The 21,196-nt window shown below is 66.2% G+C and carries 22 protein-coding genes; 15 read left to right on the plus strand and 7 right to left on the minus strand.

What is annotated here, in order from left to right; translation table 11 throughout:
• Positions 1 to 21 precede the first annotated feature (21 nt).
• Positions 22 to 921 carry a LysR family transcriptional regulator gene (locus AC3WXD_RS22605; protein WP_492324726.1) on the minus strand — a complete coding sequence of 300 codons (900 nt, stop codon included), beginning with the start codon at positions 919 to 921 and terminating at the stop codon, positions 22 to 24.
• Between the two features lie 120 nt (positions 922 to 1,041).
• On the opposite strand from AC3WXD_RS22605, the gene AC3WXD_RS22610 reads away from it, so the two are divergent.
• The 12 genes from AC3WXD_RS22610 (at position 1,042) to AC3WXD_RS22665 (ending at position 12,389) form a co-directional block, all read left to right on the plus strand.
• On the plus strand, positions 1,042 to 1,911 hold the full coding sequence (locus tag AC3WXD_RS22610; RefSeq protein WP_492324727.1) for a DODA-type extradiol aromatic ring-opening family dioxygenase: 870 nt from the start codon (positions 1,042 to 1,044) through the stop codon (positions 1,909 to 1,911).
• A complete protein-coding gene (locus AC3WXD_RS22615) occupies positions 1,908 to 2,600 on the plus strand; it encodes an alpha/beta hydrolase (RefSeq protein ID WP_020204462.1) in 693 nt (230 codons plus the stop codon). Before AC3WXD_RS22610 ends, AC3WXD_RS22615 begins: the two co-directional genes overlap by 4 nt.
• 72 nt (positions 2,601 to 2,672) lie before the next feature.
• Entirely contained in the window at positions 2,673 to 3,221 is a 549-nt protein-coding gene (locus AC3WXD_RS22620; protein ID WP_492324728.1) for an RNA polymerase sigma factor, read from the plus strand.
• 41 nt (positions 3,222 to 3,262) lie between these two features.
• A complete protein-coding gene (locus AC3WXD_RS22625; RefSeq protein ID WP_492324729.1) occupies positions 3,263 to 4,138 on the plus strand; it encodes a FecR family protein in 876 nt (291 codons plus the stop codon).
• Positions 4,139 to 4,268: 130 nt separating this feature from the next.
• Positions 4,269 to 6,653: a TonB-dependent siderophore receptor gene (locus AC3WXD_RS22630; protein WP_454730826.1), complete on the plus strand. Its 2,385-nt coding sequence runs from the start codon at positions 4,269 to 4,271 to the stop codon at positions 6,651 to 6,653.
• A gap of 414 nt (positions 6,654 to 7,067) precedes the next feature.
• On the plus strand, positions 7,068 to 7,676 hold the full coding sequence (locus AC3WXD_RS22635; RefSeq protein ID WP_492324730.1) for a twin-arginine translocation signal domain-containing protein: 609 nt from the start codon (positions 7,068 to 7,070) through the stop codon (positions 7,674 to 7,676).
• A 110-nt stretch (positions 7,677 to 7,786) separates the two neighbouring features.
• Positions 7,787 to 9,355, plus strand: a complete 1,569-nt coding sequence (locus AC3WXD_RS22640) for a GMC family oxidoreductase (RefSeq protein ID WP_454730825.1) — start codon at positions 7,787 to 7,789, stop codon at positions 9,353 to 9,355.
• Between the two features lie 42 nt (positions 9,356 to 9,397).
• On the plus strand, positions 9,398 to 9,736 hold the full coding sequence (locus tag AC3WXD_RS22645; RefSeq protein WP_454730824.1) for a ribbon-helix-helix domain-containing protein: 339 nt from the start codon (positions 9,398 to 9,400) through the stop codon (positions 9,734 to 9,736).
• A gap of 2 nt (positions 9,737 to 9,738) precedes the next feature.
• Entirely contained in the window at positions 9,739 to 10,134 is a 396-nt protein-coding gene (locus AC3WXD_RS22650) for a VOC family protein (protein ID WP_492324731.1), read from the plus strand.
• 152 nt (positions 10,135 to 10,286) lie between these two features.
• On the plus strand, positions 10,287 to 10,649 hold the full coding sequence (locus AC3WXD_RS22655) for a DUF4124 domain-containing protein (protein WP_492324732.1): 363 nt from the start codon (positions 10,287 to 10,289) through the stop codon (positions 10,647 to 10,649).
• Positions 10,650 to 10,740: 91 nt separating this feature from the next.
• Positions 10,741 to 11,895, plus strand: coding sequence for an XRE family transcriptional regulator (locus tag AC3WXD_RS22660; protein WP_492324733.1), 1,155 nt, complete (start codon positions 10,741 to 10,743; stop codon positions 11,893 to 11,895).
• Complete coding sequence (locus tag AC3WXD_RS22665; protein ID WP_492324734.1) at positions 11,892 to 12,389, plus strand: DUF4411 family protein; 498 nt, start codon at positions 11,892 to 11,894, stop codon at positions 12,387 to 12,389. The genes AC3WXD_RS22660 and AC3WXD_RS22665 overlap by 4 nt, the downstream gene beginning before the upstream one ends.
• A 484-nt stretch (positions 12,390 to 12,873) precedes the next feature.
• On the opposite strand, the gene AC3WXD_RS22670 is transcribed toward AC3WXD_RS22665, so the two are convergent.
• From AC3WXD_RS22670 to AC3WXD_RS22685, 4 genes are all read right to left on the minus strand, one after another.
• On the minus strand, positions 12,874 to 13,662 hold the full coding sequence (locus tag AC3WXD_RS22670) for a CBS domain-containing protein (RefSeq protein WP_492324735.1): 789 nt from the start codon (positions 13,660 to 13,662) through the stop codon (positions 12,874 to 12,876).
• A 4-nt stretch (positions 13,663 to 13,666) separates the two neighbouring features.
• Positions 13,667 to 14,314: a hypothetical protein gene (locus AC3WXD_RS22675; RefSeq protein ID WP_492324736.1), complete on the minus strand. Its 648-nt coding sequence runs from the start codon at positions 14,312 to 14,314 to the stop codon at positions 13,667 to 13,669.
• Between the two features lie 375 nt (positions 14,315 to 14,689).
• On the minus strand, positions 14,690 to 14,980 hold the full coding sequence (locus AC3WXD_RS22680; RefSeq protein ID WP_492324737.1) for a hypothetical protein: 291 nt from the start codon (positions 14,978 to 14,980) through the stop codon (positions 14,690 to 14,692).
• Between the two features lie 442 nt (positions 14,981 to 15,422).
• Complete coding sequence (locus AC3WXD_RS22685) at positions 15,423 to 15,824, minus strand: hypothetical protein (RefSeq protein WP_492324738.1); 402 nt, start codon at positions 15,822 to 15,824, stop codon at positions 15,423 to 15,425.
• 448 nt (positions 15,825 to 16,272) lie between these two features.
• On the opposite strand from AC3WXD_RS22685, the gene AC3WXD_RS22690 reads away from it, so the two are divergent.
• Positions 16,273 to 17,250 carry an NAD(P)H-dependent flavin oxidoreductase gene (locus AC3WXD_RS22690; protein ID WP_029044434.1) on the plus strand — a complete coding sequence of 326 codons (978 nt, stop codon included), beginning with the start codon at positions 16,273 to 16,275 and terminating at the stop codon, positions 17,248 to 17,250.
• An 83-nt stretch (positions 17,251 to 17,333) separates the two neighbouring features.
• Entirely contained in the window at positions 17,334 to 17,756 is a 423-nt protein-coding gene (locus AC3WXD_RS22695; RefSeq protein ID WP_492324739.1) for a YbaN family protein, read from the plus strand.
• Positions 17,757 to 17,765: 9 nt separating this feature from the next.
• Here the strand turns inward: AC3WXD_RS22695 and AC3WXD_RS22700 are convergent, their stop codons facing one another.
• Positions 17,766 to 19,196, minus strand: a complete 1,431-nt coding sequence (locus AC3WXD_RS22700) for an amino acid permease (protein ID WP_492324740.1) — start codon at positions 19,194 to 19,196, stop codon at positions 17,766 to 17,768.
• Between the two features lie 81 nt (positions 19,197 to 19,277).
• Entirely contained in the window at positions 19,278 to 20,342 is a 1,065-nt protein-coding gene (locus AC3WXD_RS22705) for a porin (RefSeq protein WP_492324741.1), read from the minus strand.
• 219 nt (positions 20,343 to 20,561) lie between these two features.
• Here AC3WXD_RS22705 and AC3WXD_RS22710 point away from each other — a divergent pair, with 219 nt between their 5' ends.
• Positions 20,562 to 21,032, plus strand: coding sequence for an Lrp/AsnC family transcriptional regulator (locus AC3WXD_RS22710; protein ID WP_492324742.1), 471 nt, complete (start codon positions 20,562 to 20,564; stop codon positions 21,030 to 21,032).
• Positions 21,033 to 21,196 lie beyond the last annotated feature (164 nt).

The following is a 21,196-nucleotide window of genomic DNA, read 5'->3' on the forward strand; positions in this document are numbered from 1 at the left end:
GCGCCAGGCCAGCCGGCCGGGTCAGTCGTCCCAGCGCACGCCCGCGAAGCGCTCCACGAGGTAGTTGACCAGCGCCCGTACCTTGGGCGGCAGGTGCTTGCGCGACGGATACACCGCGTAGATGCCGAGCTCGATGGCGCGGTAGTCCGGCAGGATTTCCACGAGATCGCCGCGCCGGATGTCGTCGGCCAGCATGAAGCTCGGCTGCAGCAGGATGCCGCCGCCGCTCAGGCCGATGGCGCGGCAGGTGTCGCCGTTGTTGCAGCGTACCGCCGGCTGCGTCTGCACCGTGGCCTCGCCCGCCGGGCCGGTGAAGGTCCATTCGTTGCGCGAGGCGAAGTGGCTGTACGCGATCACCTTGTGCGCCAGCAGGTCCGCCGGCCGCGCCAGCGGCGGATGCCGCGCCAGGTACGCCGGCGCCGCGCACAGGCGCATGCGCGTGCTGGCCAGCCGGCGGCCCACCAGTGACGAATCCTCCATGCGCGCAATGCGCACCGCCACGTCGAACCCCTCCTCCACCAGATCCACCACGCGGTCGTTGAGGCTGATGTCGAGCTCGATCTTCGGGTGCGCGCGCATGAAGTCCGCCCACAGCGGCGCGAGGTGCGCGATGCCGAAGCTCAGCGGCGCGTTGACGCGCAGCACGCCCGCCGGCGCCTCCGAGCCGGACGCCGCCGCGCCCTCGGCCGCGTCCATCAGCGCCAGCACATCGCGCGCCTGCTGGTAGAAAATGCGCCCCTCCTCGGTCAGCGACAGCCGCCGCGTGGTCCGGTGCAGCAGCCGCACGCCGAGCCGCGCCTCCAGCGCGTTCACGTAGCGCGACACCGCCGCCTTGGACATGGCCAGCGGCTCGGTGGCGGCGATGAAGCTGCCTTTGTCCACCACCGTGCAGAACACCTGCATCTCGAGGGCGCGATCCATGTTTATCTCACCTGCCTTTGTCTCACTTGCCGGGATGATTTGTCGCATTAGACCATCTTTATCCCTGCAACCGAATCTATACACTCGGAATCACGTTCCCACCGATTTGCAGAGGCCCCCATGAACACCCCGATGCAGCACGCATCCCCGGTTCTCTTCGTCTCCCACGGCGCGCCCACGTTCGCCATCGAACCGGGCCTGGCCGGCGCCAGCCTCGCCGCGCTCGGCCAGGCGCTGCCGCGCCCCGGCGCCGTGGTCGTGATCTCGCCGCACTGGCACACGCGCGGCGGCGTGCGCATCGGCGCCAGCGCGGCGCCGGCCACCATCCACGACTTCGGCGGCTTCCCCGAAGCGCTGTACCGGCTGCAATACCCCGCGCCGGGCCAGCCCGCGCTGGCCGCGCGGATCCAGACGCTGCTCGGCGCCGCCGGCTGGCCCGCCACGCTCGATCCGCAGCGCGGACTCGACCACGGCGCCTGGGTGCCGCTGATGCACCTGCTGCCCGCGGCGGACGTGCCCGTGGTGCAGGTCTCGCTGCCCGCGCCGCTCGCGCCGGCCGACGCGCTGCGCCTCGGGCAGGCGCTGCGGCCGCTGCGCGAGCAGGGCGTGCTGATCGTGGCATCGGGCAGCCTCACGCACAACCTGTACGAGTTCCGCGCGTCGCGCGACGGCTCGCCGGAGGCGGCCGGCGATGTGGCCGGCTATGTGGTCGACTTCGCGCGCTGGACCGCCGGCGCGCTGCGCGACAGGCAGCGCGACAAGCTGCTGGCCTACCGCGACCTCGCGCCCGGCGCCGCGCGCGCGCACCCGACCGACGAGCATTTCCTGCCGCTGTTCGTCGCGCTCGGCGCCGCCGGCGAAAACTACACGCTGCGCGTGCTCGACGGCGGCATCACGCACGGCGTGCTGTCGATGGACAGCTATCTGTTCGACGGCCCGCCGGCGCAAACCCGATCCACGCAAGCCGCGCAACGCGAGGTGGCCGCATGAACGACGCGAACGGAATCGCCAGCCTCGAACTGGAACCCCACTCCGGCCTGCACTACCGCCGCGCCTGCCAGCCGCAAGCGCCGCGCGCGCGGCTGGTGCTGCTGCACGGCGTGGGCGGCAACGAAACCAACTTCGCCGGGCTGGAAAGCGACTGGCCCGACGGCCTCGAAGTGCTGCTGCTGCGCGCGCCGCTGCGCATGGGGCCGTCCGGCTTCGCGTGGTTCCCGGTCAGCTTCACCGCCGGCGGCCCGGTCATCGACGCCGCGCAGGCCGAAGCCAGCCGCGCGCGCGTGCTGCGCTTTCTCGACGCCCTGCCGCCGCTACCCACCGTCGTCGCCGGCTTCAGCCAGGGCGGCATCGTCAGCGCCAGCGTGGGCCTCAGCGCGCCGCACAAGGTCAGCGGCTTCGGCCTGCTCAGCGGCCGCATCCTGCCCGAGATCGAACCGCACATCGCCCCGCCCGAGGCGCTGCGCACGCTCGACGCCTTCGTCGCCCACGGCCGCCACGACGACAAGCTGCCCGCGTTCTGGGCCCAGCGCGCCGACGCGCTGCTGGCGCGCCTCGGCGTGCGCCGCGAGACCCGCCTCTACGACATGGGCCACGAACTGGTCCGCGCGGAGATCGCCGATTTCGCGCAGTGGCTGCGCCAGACCCTCGATCTCGGTTCGCCGCGCGCGGGCCGGGCATGAATACACCACACAAATGACAATCATTCGCATTTATAATCATACGCACCTCGACAGAACCAGGTTCTCCCGGCCGTGCTACGCGACCCCGCCCACCTCACGCTGTTCGCCACCCTGATACGGCACTATGACGACCTGGTCGACCACGTCCGGCGCCGCTTCGGCGACCGCCATTTCGCCCGCGACGTGGTGCAGGACGTCTGCGTGCAGGTGCTGGAGCGCCCGCCCGCCGGCATCGTCGCCAGGCCGCTGGCGTTCCTGCGCCACGTCTCCACGCACCGCGCGATCGACCGCTACCGCGCCGAGCAGGCCCGCCAGCAGGCGCTGGACGAATGGGCCGCGGTCGCGCAGGCGCATGGCGCGAGCGCGCCGGACGGCGCCCAGGCACTGGCGTTCCGCCAGCAGGTGGACCGGCTCGCGGCATGCATCGCCGCCCTGCCGCCGCGCTGCCGGGACGCCTTCGTACTGCACCGGCTGCACGACCTGCCGCAGGACGAGGTGGCCGAGCGGCTCGGCATCTCGCGCGGCATGGTGGCGCGCCACATGGCGCGCGCCATGACGCTGCTCGCGCCGGCGCTTGACGAACTGGCCGCCAGCGCCCAACCTCCGGGGTCCGCCTCATGAAGCCGATTGCCGCGCCAGCCCGGGCCAGATCCGACGCGCCCATGACCGAACCATCCCCGCCCTCCTCCCAGCCATCCCCGCCATCCCCGCCCGCGCCGGCCGATCCGCTCTCGCCGTACCAGCAGGCGCTGCGCGAGCGCTTCCCGTCGGTGGAGGCCATCACGCAGGCCGCCCAGGCGCGCCGCGAGCGCCGGCGCCGCGCGCGGGCCGGCACCGCCGCGTGCGCCGCGCTGCTCGCCGCGGCGCTGTGGGTGGCCGATCCCGCATACCGCACCGATCACGTTACCGCCGCGGCCGGCCAGCCCGCCACGCAGGTGCTGGCCGACGGCAGCGAGATCGAGCTCGACCGCGGCAGCCGCGTCGACGTGGCCTGGCACCTGCGCTCGCGCCAGCTCACGCTGGCCGCCGGCGAGGCGCTGTTCCGCGTCGCCCACGGCCCGCGCGCGTTCACGGTGCAGGCCGGCGACACGCGCGTGCGCGACATCGGCACCGTGTTCGACGTGCGCCGGCATGACGGCAGCACGCGCGTGGTGGTGCTCGAAGGCGCCGTGGAAGTCAGCGCCGGCGGCGACACGCGCCGCGTCGGCGCCAACCAGCGGGTGGACGTGCCTGACGGCGGCGCGCCGTCGGCGGCCAGCCGCGTCGACGCCGAGCGCATCACCGCCTGGCGGCGCGGCAAGCTCTCGTTCGACGGCCTGACGCTGGCCGAGGCGGTGCGCGAGATGCAGCCGTTCACCGCGCGCCGCATCGTCATCGACGACAGCCGGGCGGCGGCGCTGCGCCTGTCCGCCGAGTTCGACCGTGACCAGGCCGACGCCATGCTGCCGCTGCTGCCCGGCATCCTGCCCGTCACGCTGCGCACCGCGGCGGACGGCAGCGCGCACCTGGCGCTGCGGGCCGGACAGGGCGGCAACTAGCGGCGGCCGGCGAACATCGGCCGCCGCCGCGCACCCGAAAATTTTTCCGCGCGCAGGTGTACATCCCGCGCCTCCCGTTCGGCAACTCTCTGACAAGGCCGGATGCACCGGCCGAATTCGGGAGAAATCATTGAAGCCGATCGTTCGTAACCAGCCCGCGCGCCGCCCGGTGGCGCGGCTGTTGTCTCTGGCCGTGCCGGCCGTGGCCGCGCTGTTCGCCGCCGGCGCCATCGCGCAGAGCGCCGCGCTGGCGGTCGACCTGCCCGCGCAACCGCTGGCGCAATCGCTCGCGGCGCTGGCGCGCCAGGCCGACGTGCAGATCCTGTTCTCGACCGCGCTGGCCGAAGGCCACCGCGCGCCGGCCGTGCGCGGCTCGCTCAGCGTGGAAGACGCGCTGGGCCGCCTGCTGGCCGGCTCGGGGCTGCGGCTGGTGGCCAACAGCCCGCGCACCTACACCATCGTCGCCGCGCCGGCCCCGGGCGCCGAAGCCACGCTGCCGCCCGTCACCGTGCGCGCACTGGCCGACCAGCCCGAGCCGCCCGCCGGCCTGGCCTACCGCGCGGACAGCGCCAGCCTCGGCGCCCTGGGCAACAAGGCGCTGCTCGACACGCCCTACAGCGTGGACGTGGTCACGCGCGCGCTGATGGACAACCAGCAGGCGGGCTCGCTGGTGCAGGCGCTCAAGAACGACGCCTCGGTCTCGCCCACCAGCAACAACATCGGCGGCCTGTCCTCGCAGATCGCCATCCGCGGCATCGGGCTGGACCTGCTCAACGGCCGCAAGATCGACGGCCTCAACGTCTTCGGCTGGAGCGGCGACCTGCCGCTGGAGCACTTCGAGCAGTTGCAGGTGCTGCGCGGCGCCACCGGCTTCCTCTACGGCTTCGCGCAGCCCGGCGGCACGGTCAACTTCGTCAGCAAGCGCCCCACCGACACGCCCGTGCGCAGCGTGCTCACCTCCGTCACCGGCAGCGGCACCTTCCTGCTGGCCGGCGACCTCGGCGGGCGCTTCGGCCCCGACGACCGCTTCGGCTACCGCGCCAACCTGGTCGGGGAAGAAGGCGACAGCTATGTCACCGACGGCGGGCGCGTCAAGCGCGGCTCCGCCTCGCTGGCGCTGGACTGGCGCATCCTGCCCAACCTGGTCTGGAGCGCGGACGCGCTGGGCATGGACCGCGTGGTCAAGGGCTCCTCCACCTGGGGCCTCTTCCCCAACGCCAGCGGCACCGACAGCGACTTCACCGTGGCGCAGCCGCCCGGCCCGATCCGCGGCAGCAAGCGCATCTTCTCGCCGTTCACCAGCTACGAGACGCGCGCCAAGGTCTACGGCACCGCCGTCGACTGGGGCTTCGCCGAAGACTGGAACGCGCGCCTGGCCTATCGCGGCTCGGTCATGGACCGGGTCTACCTGAACGGCTCCGTCTACGCCAACGCGCAGGGCGACTATACCGAAGCCCAGTACGGCGGCACCGACCGCTTCAAGACCGACGACGCGCAGGCGCTCGTCACCGGCAAGGCGCGCACCGGCTTCGTCTCGCACGACCTCGCCTTCGGCCTGTCCTACGGGCGCACCCGCTCCTACTATTCGAGCGTGTCGAACTACGCCGTGCTCGGCACCGGCAACCTCGCCAACCCGGGCAATTTCGCCAACCCCGGCATCGCCGCCGAGCCCGCCGACACGCTCGGCAGCTACGCCGCGCAGCGCGCCGTGTTCGCCTCGGACACGCTCCATCTCGGCCAGCACTGGGACGTGGTGGCCGGCGTGCGCCGCAACAGCATCAAGGACACCATCAACCATTACGACAAGAGCGCCACCACGCCCACGGCGGCGCTCATCTTCAAGCCGGTGAACTGGCTGTCCACCTACGGCAGCTACGTCGAGTCGCTGGAGCAGGGCTCGACCGCGCCGCTGTCCGCGGCCAACGCGCAGGAAGTGTTCGCGCCGCTCAAGAGCAAGCAGATGGAAGTGGGCGTCAAGGCCGAGCGCGCCAACTGGTCCGCCAACGCCGCGCTGTTCCGCATCAAGCGCGGACTCACGTACACCAATGCGTCGAACGTGTTCACGCAGGACGGCGAAGCGCGCTACGACGGGCTGGAACTGTCCGCGCGCGCGCAGGTGACGCCGCTGTGGCTGGTCAGCGCCAGCGTGCTGTTCCTCAACGCCCGCAACGAAAACGTCGCCCAGGAGCTCAACGGCAAGCGCGTGGACGGCACGCCCAAGCAGCAGGCCGCGCTGTACACCGAATACCGCCTGGCGGACACCGGCTTCACGCTCACCGCCGGCCTGCAGTACTACGGCGCGCGCCCGATCGACGCCGCCAACACCGCGTCGGTGCCGTCGTACACGCTGCTCGACGCCGGCGTGCGCTACGTCACGCGCGTGGCCGGCAAGCGCGCCACGGTGCGTTTCAACATCGACAACCTCGCCGACCGGGCGTACTGGCTCACCAGCGCCTCGTACCTGACGCAAGGCGCGCCGCGCACCTTCATGCTGAGCGCGCAGGTCGATTTCTGACCCTTCCCTCCCCGCCGCGCCGGCTGCCTCCGCCGCCGGGCGCGAACCCCGCCGCCGGCGCGCCGTCGCGTGCCGGCGCGCGCCGCGCATGCGCCGCCATCCTCACTAGGGTTTTTCCCGTGTGAGTAGCGGGCTGTGACCCATGCCCGGCGTCTTCGGCCTATAGTCGTATCGACCCTCCCGCAAGAATGGAGGGAACGACAACGACGGAGACGACATCTTGTCCACCACGCTCACCCCAGGCGCACGCCGGCCCGGCCACGCGGCACGGCCGCGGCGGCAGGATCGTGCCGCATCGCACAACGCCGCCTCTCCCCTCCCGACAACCGCCATGTGAAGCACGCAGGCGCGCGACATCATGCGAGACACCGCCCGCGGCGGACCACGCCCGTCGAACCCTTCGGAGCAGACACCGTGAAAACCATTCCCATCGTGCACATCCGCGAGCGCGGCGATGCAGCGCACAAGACCGCGCCGACGCTCACGCGCCGCTCGCTGCTCAAGGGCACCGGCGTGCTGATCGGCACGCTGGCCATCGGCAGCCCGCTGGCGCTGCTGGCGCCGTCGACCGTGTGGGCGCTAGAGCTCGCCGCGCTGGACCAGGGCGAAGGCGAGGCGCTGCTGCGCATGGGCCGCGTGCTGTACCCGCACGAGCGCCTGCCGGACGCCGTCTACGCGCTGCTGGTCAAGGACCTCGACGCCGCCGCGGCCAAGGACGCCGCCGTCGCCAGCCAGCTGCGCGCCGGCGTGGCCTCGCTCGACAAGCTCGCCGGCGGCAGCTTCACCGCCGCCGCGCCGGACCGGCAGCTGGCCGCCGTCAAGGCGCTCGAAGGGCAGCCCTTCTTCGACACCGTGCGGGGCAAGTGCGTGACCGCGCTCTACGACAACGAAATGGCGTTCGCCACCTTCGGCTATCCCGGCTCCTCCTGGGAAAAAGGCGGCTACATCCTACGCGGCTTCCAGGACCTCAAGTGGCTGCCCACGCCGCCCGCGGCGGCGAGCCCGCCGCCGTACATGGGCTGACGCCGGCGGCAGTCCCCCGATCCGGCCACAGAGCCGGGGCAAGACGCAACCCGGACGCAACCCGGACACAACCCGAGCCGCGCGCCCGGGCCCACAAAGGAGACATGCACATGGCCAAGTTCGACTTCGGCGACGACTCCGTCGTCGTCATCATCGGCTCCGGCGCCGGCGGCGGCACGCTGGCCAACGAGCTGTGCCAGAAAGGCGTCAAGGTGGTGGTGCTGGAAGCCGGCGGCACGCAATCCAACGCCAGCTTCATCAACGACGAATGGAAGGCGTTCAGCCAGCTCGCGTGGCTGGACAAGCGCACCACCTCCGGAAGCTGGCGCGTCGCCAAGGACTTCGCCGGCCTGCCCGCGTGGATCTGCAAGACCGTGGGCGGCACCACCACGCACTGGGCCGGCGCGTCGCTGCGCTTCCAGGAACACGAATTCCGCGCGCGCACGGTCTACGGCGACATCAAGGGCGCCAACCTGCAGGACTGGCCCCTCACGCTGCGCGAACTCGCGCCCTACTACGGCAAGGCCGAGGACAAGATGGGTGTCACGCGCACCCACGGCATCCCCGGCCTGCCCGGCAACAACAACTTCAAGGTCATGTACAACGGCGCCACGCGCCTGGGCTACAAGGAAGTGCACACCGGCAACATGGCCATCAACAGCCGCCCGCGCAACGGCCGCGCGCGCTGCCTGCAGCTCGGCTTCTGCTTCGAAGGCTGCAAGAGCGGCGCCAAATGGTCCACCCTCTACACCGAGCTGCCCGAAGCCGAAGCCACCGGCAAGTTCGAGCTGCGCACGCAGGCGCACGCCACGCGCATCGAGCACGACGACAAAGGCCGCGTCAACGCCGTGCTCTACGTGGACGCCGACGGCAAGACCCAGCGCCAGAAAGCGCGCATCGTCTGCGTGGCCGGCAACGCCATCGAAACGCCGCGCCTGCTGCTGCTGTCCGCCTCCAGCCTGTTCAAGGACGGCCTGGCGAACTCCTCCGGACAGGTCGGGCGCAACTACATGCGCCACATGACCGGCTCCGTCTACGCCGCCTTCAACGAGCCCGTGCACATGTACCGCGGCACCACGATGGCCGGCATCGTGCGCGACGAATCGCGCCACGACACCAAGCGCGGCTTCGTCGGCGGCTACGAGCTGGAAACGCTCTCGCTCGGCATCCCGTTCATGGCCGCCTTCCTCAACCCCGGCGGCTGGGGCAGCGACTTCACGTGGTGGATGGACCGCTACACCAGCCTCGCCGGCATGTGGCTGGTCGGCGAAGACATGCCGCGCGAGACCAACCGCGTCACGCTCAACCAGAACGTCAAGGACCAGTGGGGCAACTACGTGCCCAACGTCCACTTCGACGACCACGACAACGACATCGCCATGCGCAGCCACGCCTACACCCAGGCCGAGCGCATCTACGGCGCGGTCGGCGCCATCAAGACCTTCCGCACGCCGCCCTACCCGTCCACCCACAACCTCGGCACCGCGCGCATGAGCGCGCGCCCCCGCGACGGCGTGTGCAACAAATGGGGGCAGACCCACGACATCCCCAACCTGTTCATCAGCGACGGCAGCCAGTTCACCACCGGCGGCTCCGAAAACCCCACGCTCACCATCGTGACGCTCGCCATCCGCCAGGCCGACTACATCGCCGCGCAGATGTCCAGGCGCACGATCTGAGCGCGGCATCCGAGCGAACCCCCTGCCGCCAAGGAGGCCCCCATGTGCGAATTCTTCGTCACGGCCGACCCGATCCACTACGAATCCCGCACGCGCTCGGTGCGCATCCACGGCGTGCACACCAGCATCCGCCTGGAGAACTTCGTCTGGGACACGCTGGCCACCCTGGCCGCCGAAGAAGGCATGACCACCAACGCGCTGATCGTGCAGTTCCACGACGAGATCATGCTCCACCGCGGCGACGTGCAGAACTTCACCTCGTTCCTGCGCGTGACGTGCCTGCGCTACCTGCGCCGCAAATGCGACCGGCTCGAAAGCGCGCAGGAAAGCCTGACCGAACCCGCGCCGCCCCCGAAGAAAACCACCGTCACCACCCACTAATCATGGCCAAGCTGATCCACACGATGATCCGCGTGCGCGACCTCGACGCATCGCTGCGCTTCTACGACGAAGTCCTCGGCCTCAAGCCTGCCCACACGCTGGATTTTCCGGACTTCGCACTGGTGTATCTGCGCAATGCCGAGAACGATGCCGAGCTTGAACTCACGTTGAACAAGGGGCGCGAGGAGCCCTATACGCATGGCGATGGCTACGGGCATGTGGCGGCGGTCGTAGACGATGTTGCGGCCACGCATGCGGCGCTGACCGCGGCCGGGTACAGTCCGCTGCCGGTCAAGGAGTTCAGGGTTGGGGAGGAACTGCTGGCGCGGTTTTTCTTCATCCAGGACCCTGACGGATACAAGATCGAAGTCTTGGAAAGGCATGGGCATTATCGGTGAAGTGGCGTCCGGGTCAGACCGTTGTCATGCAACCGGGATAGCGTGCGAAGACTTACAGCCCGGAGAAACACCCTGCTCCGGAGGGGAATCCAGCGAAGGCAAGCATCTTCAGAATCCCCCTCGGGAGGATTGCGATGCGGATACCGCTACTGTTGCTGCTGATCGTGACCGGCACGGGCGCCCAGGCCCAGACGATCTATCAATGCCGAAATGCCGCGGGGAAAGTCACGCTCCAGGATTCACCTTGCCCGGATAGCGCCAAGACCGAACTGGCTCGCAAGTCCATCGGGCAGCTTAACGCCGAGGATCGTGCGCAGCCGTTTGTGATTGGGGACCAGCAATCCGCCAAGCGGTTGGCGTCCAGCATTGTCTGCCCTTCCCTTCGGCAGACGTATACGGCAAACCTGGCTTGGTCGGAGCGCGCGATGGCGCGGGGGGATGCAGTTGAGGCGCAGCGGGCGTCGGAGGCGGTTCAAAGGTCGGGGGCGCAGATTTCGGCTAATCGGTGCGAGTGATTGGAAACGTCCCTTGAGCTACACAGGCACAGTCTGAAAATCAGCACTCTGCAATGCCACCTCTCCGCCACACTGGACGCAAATCGACACCGTGACCTATCATCACTACGCCATGAGTCACGCTCTCGTCACCCCTCGTCTGCTCACCTGGTCCCGCCTGCGGGCCGGGCTGTCCGAGTTCGACGTGGCGGACAAAATCCCCGTGAAGCCGGAGAAAGTCTTTGAGTGGGAGGTTGGCGATAGCCAGCCCACTTTCAAGCAGGCACAGAAGTGGGCCCTTCTGTCTCACATACCGTTCGGATTCCTGTTCCTGAAGGAACCCCCCTCTGACGAACTGCCGCTGCCGGACCTGCGCACGCTGGGTGGCGCGGCGCCGGCCCGGCCGAGCCCCGAATTGGTCGATGCGGTAAAGGACGTTCTCTGGAAGCACGGCTGGTATCTGGACTATCTCAAGGAACACGAGTTCGGGCCGCTACCGTTCGTCGGGCGCTTCACCAGCCAGAGCCCTGTCAAGGAGGTCGTCGCGGACATGCGGAAAACGCTGCATGTCGCAGAAAATGCCGCGCGGCCGACCCATGAAGAATTCCTTCGCACGCTCATAGCAGCTGCCGAGTCCGTTGGCATACTCGTGATGCGCAGCGGCATCGTGGGCACCAATACCCATCGCAAGCTCGACGTGGGCGAATTCCGCGGCTTTGCCATCAGCAACCCGCTGGCGCCCGTGGTATTCATCAACAGCGCCGATGCGCCGGCAGCGCGGCTCTTCACGCTCATCCATGAATTGGCGCATGTCTGGATCAACAGCAGCGGCATTTCCAGCGTATCGGTGAACGCCAACCGGCGGGAAGAGATCTTCTGCAATGCTGTCGCCGGCGAATTTCTCGCGCCGGAGGCCGCCTTCCGCCAAGCCTGGCGCGGTGATGTCGACTGGAAGGAAAATCTTCCTGTGCTCGCCGCCGACTTCAAGGTCAGCAAGCTGGTCATTGCCAGGCGCGCCGCCGATCTTGGCCTCATCGCCAGGGAGGCCTACAGCGACTACTACCTCGCCGAACTCCAGGCATACCGGGACAAAGACAGCGGCGGCGGGAATTTCTACCGCAACGCCGGCGCCAAGAACAGCGCGCGCTTCAGCAGAGCCGTGCTGGCGGAGACGACGCGAGGCAACATGCTACTGCGCGACGCCGCCAGGCTACTCGGTGTCCAGCCATCGAAAATGAAAGCCTACGCCAGCACCGTCACCGAATGAAGCATCTGCTCGACTCCAACACGTTGATTGAGGCAAAGAACCGGTACTACAGCATGACCTTCTGTCCGGCTTTCTGGCAGTGGGTTCATGGCCAAAATCAGTTGTTGCAGGTAGGCAGCATCTCCATGGTTGCCGACGAGTTGAAGAAGGGCAACGACGAACTGGCCCAATGGGCCAAGGACAATGCAGGGCTTTTCATGGATGTCAGCGACGACGCCACGCAGTTGGCCTTCGTGGATGTTGCGCGCGTTGTCGCCGAGCAGGCGCCGGTGATGAAGGTTGGTGCCCTTGAAGAATTCATGGCCGGAGCCGATCCTTGGTTGATTGCCAAGGCCATGGCGACCGATGCGATTGTGGTTACGCATGAGGCTTTTCACAGGGATGCTCGGAAGAAGTTCTTGATTCCGAATATCTGCCAGCACTTTGGTGTGCGGTGGATGAATACGTTTGAGTTGCTGGATAAGCTTGGGGCGCAGTTTGTGTTGGCGGCTTAGTGTTTTCTTGGGGCTCTACAATAAGGCTGCCGTTAAGCCTCCATCCACCCACACGGCGGACGCAGCGCTTGCTAATGGTAAGAGTATTGTCCCCCTCCGGAGCTCTTGCATTGCTTAAACGAGTAACTGCCGATAGGCTTTCGTTGCCAGTCTAGTTCGGCAATGGTTCACGTTTCAACAGCGGTCATAGATTACGAGCCTGCCACTGGCCGCTGTCGGCCAGTTGCGGTCAGTCGACGGGGCGCGGGAGTCTTCAAACTTTGCATGCAAACCGGACGAACCATCGCTTCGATATATGAACGAGTTGTCCTCCATTCGGTGCTATGAATTGCTGCAGATTTTCCAAACGTTGCTTTCCATGCAGCCGTGCGATCACATCGACCTTAATTTCATGTCAACAAGATCGATCACCTCCCGGAGCAGCATGTCCGAGATCTTGTCTCCAATTATTGCAAGCCCAGGTGCTTCGATATCCATAGCGACCTCACATGAGTTCAAAAGGGGAGAGCACTCCGGAGATTCCACCGTGATCGTCGTCGACTACCCAAAGTTTGGGGCTTGCTGCGCCGCAATCGTTGAGCAAGATGGTGACGTCATCGTCGGGCCGGACCACCGATGCCGACGTCAGTTCAAGCCGAAGTTCGGCGTTTTGATTTACGACGACCTCGATCCGCGTACCAAGCATGGCTTTCTTGCTGTCACCGGCATTTCGGAGGAATTTCGCCATGGATACTTCGGAGATGAGGCTCCAGTGCCCATCGATACGCACAGGAAGGAACGTGAAGGAATGCATGAGCATCAGCTGGCGTGCGTAGGCGACCGGGTGCCAGGGTTCGACGATCACTGCACCGCGAACCATAAATTCGCTGACTTTGGTGCGCTGCTGTTGCTGTTGCTGTTGTGTCATTAAAGCCTCTTCGAGTCCGATGCACAGTTGAATCGCGGCCACGGTTACATGCCTCGCATAGACGCCGGTATGCATGGCATCGTTTCTCGCGTTCTGAATCTGCCGATACAGAGCGCCAAAGTGCGAGAACAGCGAAGGAAACGCGTCGGGAATTTCTGTGAGCACGAAGGAATCGTTTGCGAGCTCGGCGAGCGTGCCACGGAGCCCGCCCATGGTCAGTTGCTCGCCTTTCAGGCGAACGCCGAGGGCTTCGATCACGAAGCAGATTTCGCTGAATGCCTCAGCATCTGCGAGTGCGGCGTAGCGGGCCGTGCGTAGGCGATCGCGGTAATGGGTACGTTCGTCCCAGTTGAGTGCGAGGTGCATACGGTTAGGCTTCCATCGGTTCGCTGACGCCTTTCGAATCTGCCGCCTTGCTTGTTATAGAAGACTTTGTTATTTTCGTGTGACGCCACGTGTCGGGCTTTGGTTGATAGGTTGAAACGTGAAAATCAACAGGAAATAATTTACAAAGAACTTCAATTCTCAATCGAATATCTTTCCCAGACATCGCACCTGCATTTCTTGCAAATACTGATACGTAGAATGCGGCCCATATTGCTGCCGCATTATCGAAATCGATCTCCTCCGCAGGGGCGACGACAGAATGCATTCCCTTGTTTGTCCCTGCCAAACAGACCGAAAATAGTTCATTGCCGAGTTCACACGCTGAGAAAAAAATTCTGCGTAACTTTAGATATCCCTTGCAAATATTTGCGAATTCATGGTGACGGATGATTTCATTCGTGGTGGCGATCGTGTCAGATGATGCGTGGCAAGAGACATGAAGATAACGATACTCCGAAAGCTTAAAGAGTTCCAAAAGGTGTGGTAACTCGTCTTTCGATTGGAAGTAGAAGTACTTAGGGTTTTTTCCGCTGAGCCTAAGTAGCTCAGCAAGTCGTTGACCTTCATAACGGTGCTGAGCCTCATCTGTTTTCGTGAGACTTTCAATAATGAATACGTCAGCAATAGACACGATTCCCCCCCTGAAATTTAACCTTGTGGAACATCGGCTGATCCAGCGCTTGAACGGAGTTATAACACATGCTATAGAGATTACGGCCCCGATGATCCACCTCTACTAAGTCAGAACTCTTCTTCCACGAACGGCTGGAAACCGTGGTGGTGCCACCAACTCGCTGGATGGCTTGGGGCGAGGACCATCGCGGCGACAGTCTCATCAATGTCCGCTAAGGGTCGGCAGCAGCCTTCTGACAGCCTCGCCCAATGTCCGCTTACCGGCCCCTCCCTTAGCTCAAAAAAAATGGCCAACAAGTTCAAACACCTGTGAGCCATTCCCTGTAAACAACAGTCAGTGTTCTAGGTAGGCTAGGTCCAAGAGCCACTTGTCTCACCCATCAACCCCCTCCCGCCCCGCCACCCCCACCATCTCACTCAACGCCAACACCTCCCCCGCCAGCTCCGCAGCCAGCGAAAAAACACTCTCCCGCTCCATCGGCTGCAAGCCGTTGGCCGAGCCATCGGCCACCACGAAATCGCTGGCCATCGACAACAACGCATGCAGCTGCGCAGCCTTCAATACCGCAAGGCTCAGGGGATTTTCATGTGGAAAGCGCGCAGTCAAGGACATGTCTGCGCCGTTGTGGTCGGCGGTGATGCCGTCTCGGGTGTGCTGGTGCATTGGGCGTTCTCGCAGGCTGAAATAAGGTGTCCGCCGGATGCCGGCGGTTCGTCCTTCGTATTCAGGCTGCTATTCCCGGTCGCCGCAGAAAGCGGCAACGACTGGAGTCTAGCTCCGAGTTGGCGTGCGATTTGATAACTTCTGTTACCGACCGCAGATTTTCTTGCGCCTCTGAACGACAGTTGATGAAGTCGGCTCGTTGCTGTGCGACCGCAGCTCTCCCGAGTGCGGAGCAACGTCGGGGGAAGGAAATCAGGCGCTCCACAAAGTGACCGCGTTCGTCATTCGCAGTCGCTTTGCCCTCTCCCCCGGCCCCTCTCCCATTTCATGGGAGAGGGGAGCAAACCGGCGGCAATGCGAAACTGGTCAGCCATCTGGAAACTGCCACGCTGCGCGGCGCGATGCCGTTGCAATGTCCGCTTCCAGCGCCACCGCCGCTACCTCAAGCCTTCCGATGCGCATCCGTATCCAGCTCACGTTCCGCCGCGTCGCCAGTGGCACCCTTGTAGTAAAGATGCACGCCGATGGCCAGCGAGTCGTGGCGGATTTCCTGCAGGGTCTTCCACGCCTTGTCGGGTTCCTTGAACACGAGGTAGTGCGCTTCCTGCGCGATCAGCTCGGCCGTCTGGTGCAGCCCGTGGTTGTGCAGCGCGCCGACCAGGGCGTCCAGGCTGCGGTGGGTGCGGGCGTCGGTGCGCGGGTAGAGCATGTGCAGGATGGCGACGTTCTTCTCGGCGACCAGCGCTGACAGGGCGACGACGATTTCCTGGTGGTTGAGCGCCGTGACCACGCGATCGGGGTCGCCGATGTGCCTGGAGAACAGGGCTTCGAGGATGGAACTCATGAATGCACTCCTTTGCTGCTGACTACTGGCTGGGGACGCGCGCCGGCCGGGCCGGCGCTGCTGCCTGGTTCCGTGGCCGTCGCCTTGTGGCGGCGGGGCGGAAGCCTGGCGGTTCACGAAATGTACGCCTGGGATTGACCTAGGGGAAACCCTGATTCAGTCAATACACTGTTCTGCAAAAGAAACAATGTGCGCGGAACCAAGCTGCATATGCACCAGCCGCCGCGCGCCATCTCGTATGGGTTTAACGGATGAGGCGTATGCGCCGTGTACCGGGGCGGGCTCCGGGCTTGTATCCGTTTCTTACACGCGCCCGCGCCGGCCAGCCGGCCGTAGACTGGCGCGTCTAGCCAGCCCCCAACGCCGCCGCGCGGAAACTCCCTATAATCGAACGATCGTTCACATCCCGGGCGCCGGTCGCGGCGCCCGCCGTGGTTCAGGAGACACCATGCCCGCCGCCAGACAATTGCCGAAGGTCCTGCAGAACCTCGCCCTGCCCGTCATTGCCTCGCCGATGTTCATCGTCAGTTATCCGGAGCTGGTGCTGGCGCAGTGCAAGGCGGGCATCGTCGGTTCCTTCCCCGCGCTGAACGCGCGCCCGGCGGAGGTGCTGGGCGACTGGCTGACGCAGATCGAGGAGGAGCTGGCCAGCTTCCGCGCGGCCAACCCGGGCGCGCCGGTGGGGCCGGTGGCGGTGAACCAGATCGTGCATGCGTCCAACGTGCGGCTGGAGCATGACATCAAGGTGTGCGTGGACCACAAGGTGCCGATCTTCATCACCTCGCTGCGCGCGCCGCCCAGGGAGATGATCGATGCGGTGCACGGCTACGGCGGCATCGTGCTGCACGACGTGATCAGCATCCGCCATGCGCAGAAGGCCATCGAGGCCGGCGTGGATGGCCTGATCCTGGTGGCGGCCGGCGCGGGCGGGCACGCGGGCACGCTGTCGCCGTTCGCGCTGGTGGGCGAGGTGCGCAAGATCTTCGACGGCGTGATCGCGCTGTCGGGGTCGATTGCCACCGGCGAGGCGGTGCTGGCCGCGCAGGCGATGGGCGCGGACTTCGCCTACGTGGGCACACGCTTCATCGCTTCGCAGGAGGCGCACGCGAGCGAGCAGTACAAGCAGTCGATCACCACGTCGGCCGCGGCGGACATCATCTACACCAACCTGTTCACCGGCGTGCACGGCAACTACATCCGCGAGAGCATCGTGGCGTCCGGGCTGGACCCGGAGAACCTGCCGGAAGCGGACAAGAGCAAGATGGATTTCTCCAGCGGCGCGTCCAAGGCGAAGGCGTGGAAGGACGTGTGGGGCGCGGGCCAGGGCGTGGGCCAGATCCACGATGTCCCGGCCGCCGGCGAGATCGTGGCGCGCATGAAGGCCGAGTACGACGCGGCGCGCGCGCGCCTGGGGCTGGCGGTCTGAGCGCGAAGCGGCCGCCCGCCGGCTCCGGCACCAATGCCGACGCAGACACTGACGCCGGCGCCAATGCCGGTACCGGCGCCGCCGTGCGCAGCCACCGCGAGCGGGTGCTGCGCGCGCTGTTCGTCGCGCTCGGCGCGCTCAGCCTGCTGCTGGGCATCGTCGGCATCTTCCTGCCGGTGCTGCCGACCACGCCGTTCGTGCTGCTGGCCGCGGCGTGCTTCGCGCGCGGCTCGGAGCGCTTTCATGCGCGGCTGCTGGCGCATCCGCGGCTGGGGCCGCTGGTGCATGACTGGCAGCAGCACCACAGCGTGCCGCTGCGCGCCAAGTGGCTGGCCATCGGCACCATGTGGCCGTCGATGGGCGCCACGGCGTGGCTGCTGCGCGAGCGCCCGTTCGTCTCGGTTGCCTTGCTGGCCTGCGCGGCGGCCGTGACCGCGTGGCTGCTGTGGCTGCCGACGCGCCCGCGTGGCGGCTATCCGCCGTCCGCCCCGGACGGCGAGGCCTGAGCGGCCAGCTCAGGCCGCTTCGTTTGCCCGCGCGGCCACCGCCAGCGCGCGCGCCCTGTACCAGCCGAAGTAAGCCACCGTCAGCACCGCCAGGAACGGCACGCCGAACACCAGCGTCATGCGGAATGCCTGCGTGAACGCCGTGGTGAGCATCACGGCCAGCATCAGCCCCGCGCCGAGCAGCGTGAGCACCGGAAAGCCCCACATGCGAAAGCGCAGCGGCGCGCCGCCCCGGGCATGCCACGCGCGGCGGAAGAAGTAGTGGGTGACGAAGATCATCATCCACGTGAACAGCGCGCCGAACATCGACACGGCCATCATGATGGTGAACGAGGCATCGGGATAGAAGATGCTCACCAGCGTGGCGATGGCGATGCCGCCGGTGGACAGCAGCAGCGCCGGCAGCGGCACGCCGCGCGCGCTGAGCTGGCCGAGCGGCCGCGGCGCGTAGCCGGCGCGCGAGAGGCTGAACATCATGCGCGTGGTGATGTAGAGCTGGCTGTTCATGGCCGACAGCGCGGCGATCAGCACCACGAAGTTGATGACGCCGGCCGCGCCGGGGATGCGGATGGCTTCCATGACCTTGACGAAGGGGCTCTGGTCGTGGCCGGCGGCCGTCCACGGCACGATGGCGAGCATCAGCGCGAGCGTGAGCAGGTAGAACAGCACCAGCCGCAGCATGGTGGAGCGGAACGCGCGCATGACGGCGCGCTCCGGGTCCTGCGCCTCGCCGGCGGCCACGGCGATCATCTCGATGCTCAGGTAGCTGAAGATGGAGACGATCACCGCCACCCACGTGCCGCCGATGCCGTTGGGAAAGAAACCGCCGTGCGCGGTGTAGTGGTGGAAGCCGGCCTGCCGCGCGCCGTCGCCGACCAGCGTGGGCGCGCCGAAGACCACGTAGGCACCAAGCAGGATGAAGCCGACGATGGCGGTGATCTTGATGACCGAGAACCAGTACTCCACCGCGCCGAAGATGTTGACGCTCAGCGCGTTGACCAGCACCAGCGCGCCCGAGAACGACACGATCCAGAACCAGCCCGGCACCGCCGGCAGCCAGTACTTCATGTAGAGCGCGGTGGCCGTGACCTCGGCGCCGACCGCCAGCACGATGCAGGCCCAGTAGGCATAGCGCACCAGGAAGCCGGCCAGCGGGCCGATGTAGTGCTCGGCATAGGCGCCGAACGAGCCGGAGGTGGGGTGCGCTACCGTCATCTCGGCCAGGCAGCCCATCAGCAGCAGCGCGATGCACGCGCCGATGGCGTAGCTCACCAGCACGCTCGGGCCGGCAAAGCCGATGGCGAAACCGCTGCCGAGGAACAGCCCGGTGCCGACCGCGCCGCCGATGGCGATCATGGTCATCTGGCTGGCGCTGAGGCTGCGCCGCAGCCCTTTCTCGCGCTCGACGATCTGCTGGAACTGCTGCGGGGGCTTTGTCATGGCTTGTCTCCTTCTGGTGCTGGGTGCTCCGCGTGGTCCCCGCTCGGGACCGGGGGGCTGGATGATGCAGGACGCCGCGGCTCAGAACACGTGGCGGATGCCGAGCGCGACGCCGGTCTGGTTGCCGCGCCCCGGCAGTTCCGTGGCGGCGCCGCCGCTGACGACGTTGTGGTCCACCGTGCCGTACAACTGCGTGCGCCGCGACAGCGCATACTCGGCCAGCGCCACGCCCGTGTAGCGCCTGCCGCCGTTGCCGGCGATGCCGTTGGCGTTGCGGATGCGGTCGTAATAGAAGACGGCGGTCAGCGTAAGCGCCGGCGCCATCTGATAAGCGAGGCCGGCGTACACGGTGTCGTCCCGGCGCGGGTTGGCCGTGAAGGTACCGTGGGCGACGGTGCGGGCGGCATCGTTGAGCGCGGCGTCGAGCGAGCCGGTGGCGTCCCGGCCGCCGAGGTAGCCGAGGAAATACCTGCCGGCGCCCGCCGCGTAGCGCGCGGCCGCGCCCCACATGCGCTGCGTGTTGCTGGCGGCGTCGCGCGTCTCCTGGTACACGCCGCCCACGCTGACGGCACCGGCGGTGTAGGCGGCGCGCGCGCCCCAGTACGCGTTGCGGCCCACGCTGCCGGGCTGCTCGCCGAAGCCGTAGCTGGCGCCCACGTTGAGGCCGCCGAAGGTGCCGTCATAGCTGGCGGCGTTGTCGATGCGGCCAGCGGTGATGAAGTACGGCCAGTAGTTGGCGGTGTAGTTGGCGATGGTGAGCGGGTCGAAGTCGCCGAACAGGTTGAAGCCTTCGGTGGACTGGCGGCCGAGCCGCAGCGTGCCGAGGCGGCCGGACAGGCCGACGTACGCGTAGCGGCCGAACAGCCGGCCGTTCTGGTTGGTGTGGCCGGTCTGCGGGTCGAAGCCGTTTTCCAGGCGGAAGATGGCCTTGAGGCCGGAGCCCAGCGTTTCCTCGCCGCGCAGGCCAAAGCGGCTGTTGGTCACGGCGCCGTTGGCCAGCGCGATGTCGTGGTCGTTGGCGGCGTTGGCGTGGGTGGTGAAGCGCAGGCTCTGGTCGACGATGCCGTAGAGCGTGGCCGAGCCCTGTGCGCAGGCACCGCCCGCGGCGAGCATGCCCGCCAATAGCGCGGGTCGGAATTTTCTCATTAATGCGTCTCCTCTCTTTTTTGTTTTTCCGGCTCCGCGCGCCTCGCAGCGAACGGACCAGCCTGATGCGCGGCACTGCATGCCAGCCAGTGCTTTTACGCTCAGGGAGAGGTATATTAACAAACAGATAATTGAATTTTCTTCGACTTTTTACCGCATCAAATCGTTTTGCGCTGCATTTATTTCGCCAAATAACGATTTCGCGGTTAAATATTCAGAATGAAACTTGACCTGATCGATGTCCGCATCCTGCGCCACCTGACCCGCGACGGAAAAACCACCAACCAGGAACTGGCCGAGGCGGTGAACCTGTCCGCCTCGGCATGCTTCCGGCGGGTGAAGCTACTGGAAGAAGCCGGCGTGATCGCCGGCTACCGCTGCGTGCTCGACGCCAAGGCGCTGGGCATGGAGTTCGAGGCACTGGTGCAGGTGTCGATGCGCACCGACGTGGAGCGCTGGCACGAGAACTTCGTGCAGGCCTTGAACGACTGGCCGGAGGTAGTGACCGCACGGATCGTGTCGGGGCCGTCCAACTATGTGTTGACTGTGCGGGCACGGAGTCTAGAGCATTATTCTGAGTTTGTTGTCGATCGGTTGCATAAGGCGCCGGGGGTGATGGCTATTAATTCTCATATTGTTTTGGCTACAGTTAAGAGGACGGGGTCTGTTCTTGATATCTTGGGGATTTGATCTTTCCCCAAGGAAAAAACTTAAATTCAACGGCCCAATGTCAACATCAAAGTCAACTTCAAAGTCAAAGTCAACTTCAAAGTCAAAGTCAACTTCAAAGTCAAAGTCAACTTCAAAGTCAAAGGCTTTCGCTCCCCCGGAGCGACCTACTTTCTTTTCCCCGA

The organism is Cupriavidus sp. FW216-B1 (assembly GCF_058789195.1).

What these genes read in the sequence shown, in the direction of transcription:
- AC3WXD_RS22605 (WP_492324726.1), bottom strand. Translation starts at nt 921, where the DNA reads ATGGATCGCGCCCTCGAGATGCAGGTGTTCTGCACGGTGGTGGACAAA.
- AC3WXD_RS22670 (WP_492324735.1), bottom strand. Translation starts at nt 13,662, where the DNA reads ATGCACCTCGCACTCAACTGGGACGAACGTACCCATTACCGCGATCGC.
- AC3WXD_RS22705 (WP_492324741.1), bottom strand. Translation starts at nt 20,342, where the DNA reads ATGAGAAAATTCCGACCCGCGCTATTGGCGGGCATGCTCGCCGCGGGC.
- AC3WXD_RS22650 (WP_492324731.1), top strand. Translation starts at nt 9,739, where the DNA reads ATGGCCAAGCTGATCCACACGATGATCCGCGTGCGCGACCTCGACGCA.
- AC3WXD_RS22610 (WP_492324727.1), top strand. Translation starts at nt 1,042, where the DNA reads ATGAACACCCCGATGCAGCACGCATCCCCGGTTCTCTTCGTCTCCCAC.
- AC3WXD_RS22685 (WP_492324738.1), bottom strand. Translation starts at nt 15,824, where the DNA reads ATGAGTTCCATCCTCGAAGCCCTGTTCTCCAGGCACATCGGCGACCCC.
- AC3WXD_RS22625 (WP_492324729.1), top strand. Translation starts at nt 3,263, where the DNA reads ATGACCGAACCATCCCCGCCCTCCTCCCAGCCATCCCCGCCATCCCCG.
- AC3WXD_RS22680 (WP_492324737.1), bottom strand. Translation starts at nt 14,980, where the DNA reads ATGCACCAGCACACCCGAGACGGCATCACCGCCGACCACAACGGCGCA.
- AC3WXD_RS22690 (WP_029044434.1), top strand. Translation starts at nt 16,273, where the DNA reads ATGCCCGCCGCCAGACAATTGCCGAAGGTCCTGCAGAACCTCGCCCTG.
- AC3WXD_RS22700 (WP_492324740.1), bottom strand. Translation starts at nt 19,196, where the DNA reads ATGACAAAGCCCCCGCAGCAGTTCCAGCAGATCGTCGAGCGCGAGAAA.
- AC3WXD_RS22710 (WP_492324742.1), top strand. Translation starts at nt 20,562, where the DNA reads ATGAAACTTGACCTGATCGATGTCCGCATCCTGCGCCACCTGACCCGC.
- AC3WXD_RS22640 (WP_454730825.1), top strand. Translation starts at nt 7,787, where the DNA reads ATGGCCAAGTTCGACTTCGGCGACGACTCCGTCGTCGTCATCATCGGC.
- AC3WXD_RS22615 (WP_020204462.1), top strand. Translation starts at nt 1,908, where the DNA reads ATGAACGACGCGAACGGAATCGCCAGCCTCGAACTGGAACCCCACTCC.
- AC3WXD_RS22665 (WP_492324734.1), top strand. Translation starts at nt 11,892, where the DNA reads ATGAAGCATCTGCTCGACTCCAACACGTTGATTGAGGCAAAGAACCGG.
- AC3WXD_RS22645 (WP_454730824.1), top strand. Translation starts at nt 9,398, where the DNA reads ATGTGCGAATTCTTCGTCACGGCCGACCCGATCCACTACGAATCCCGC.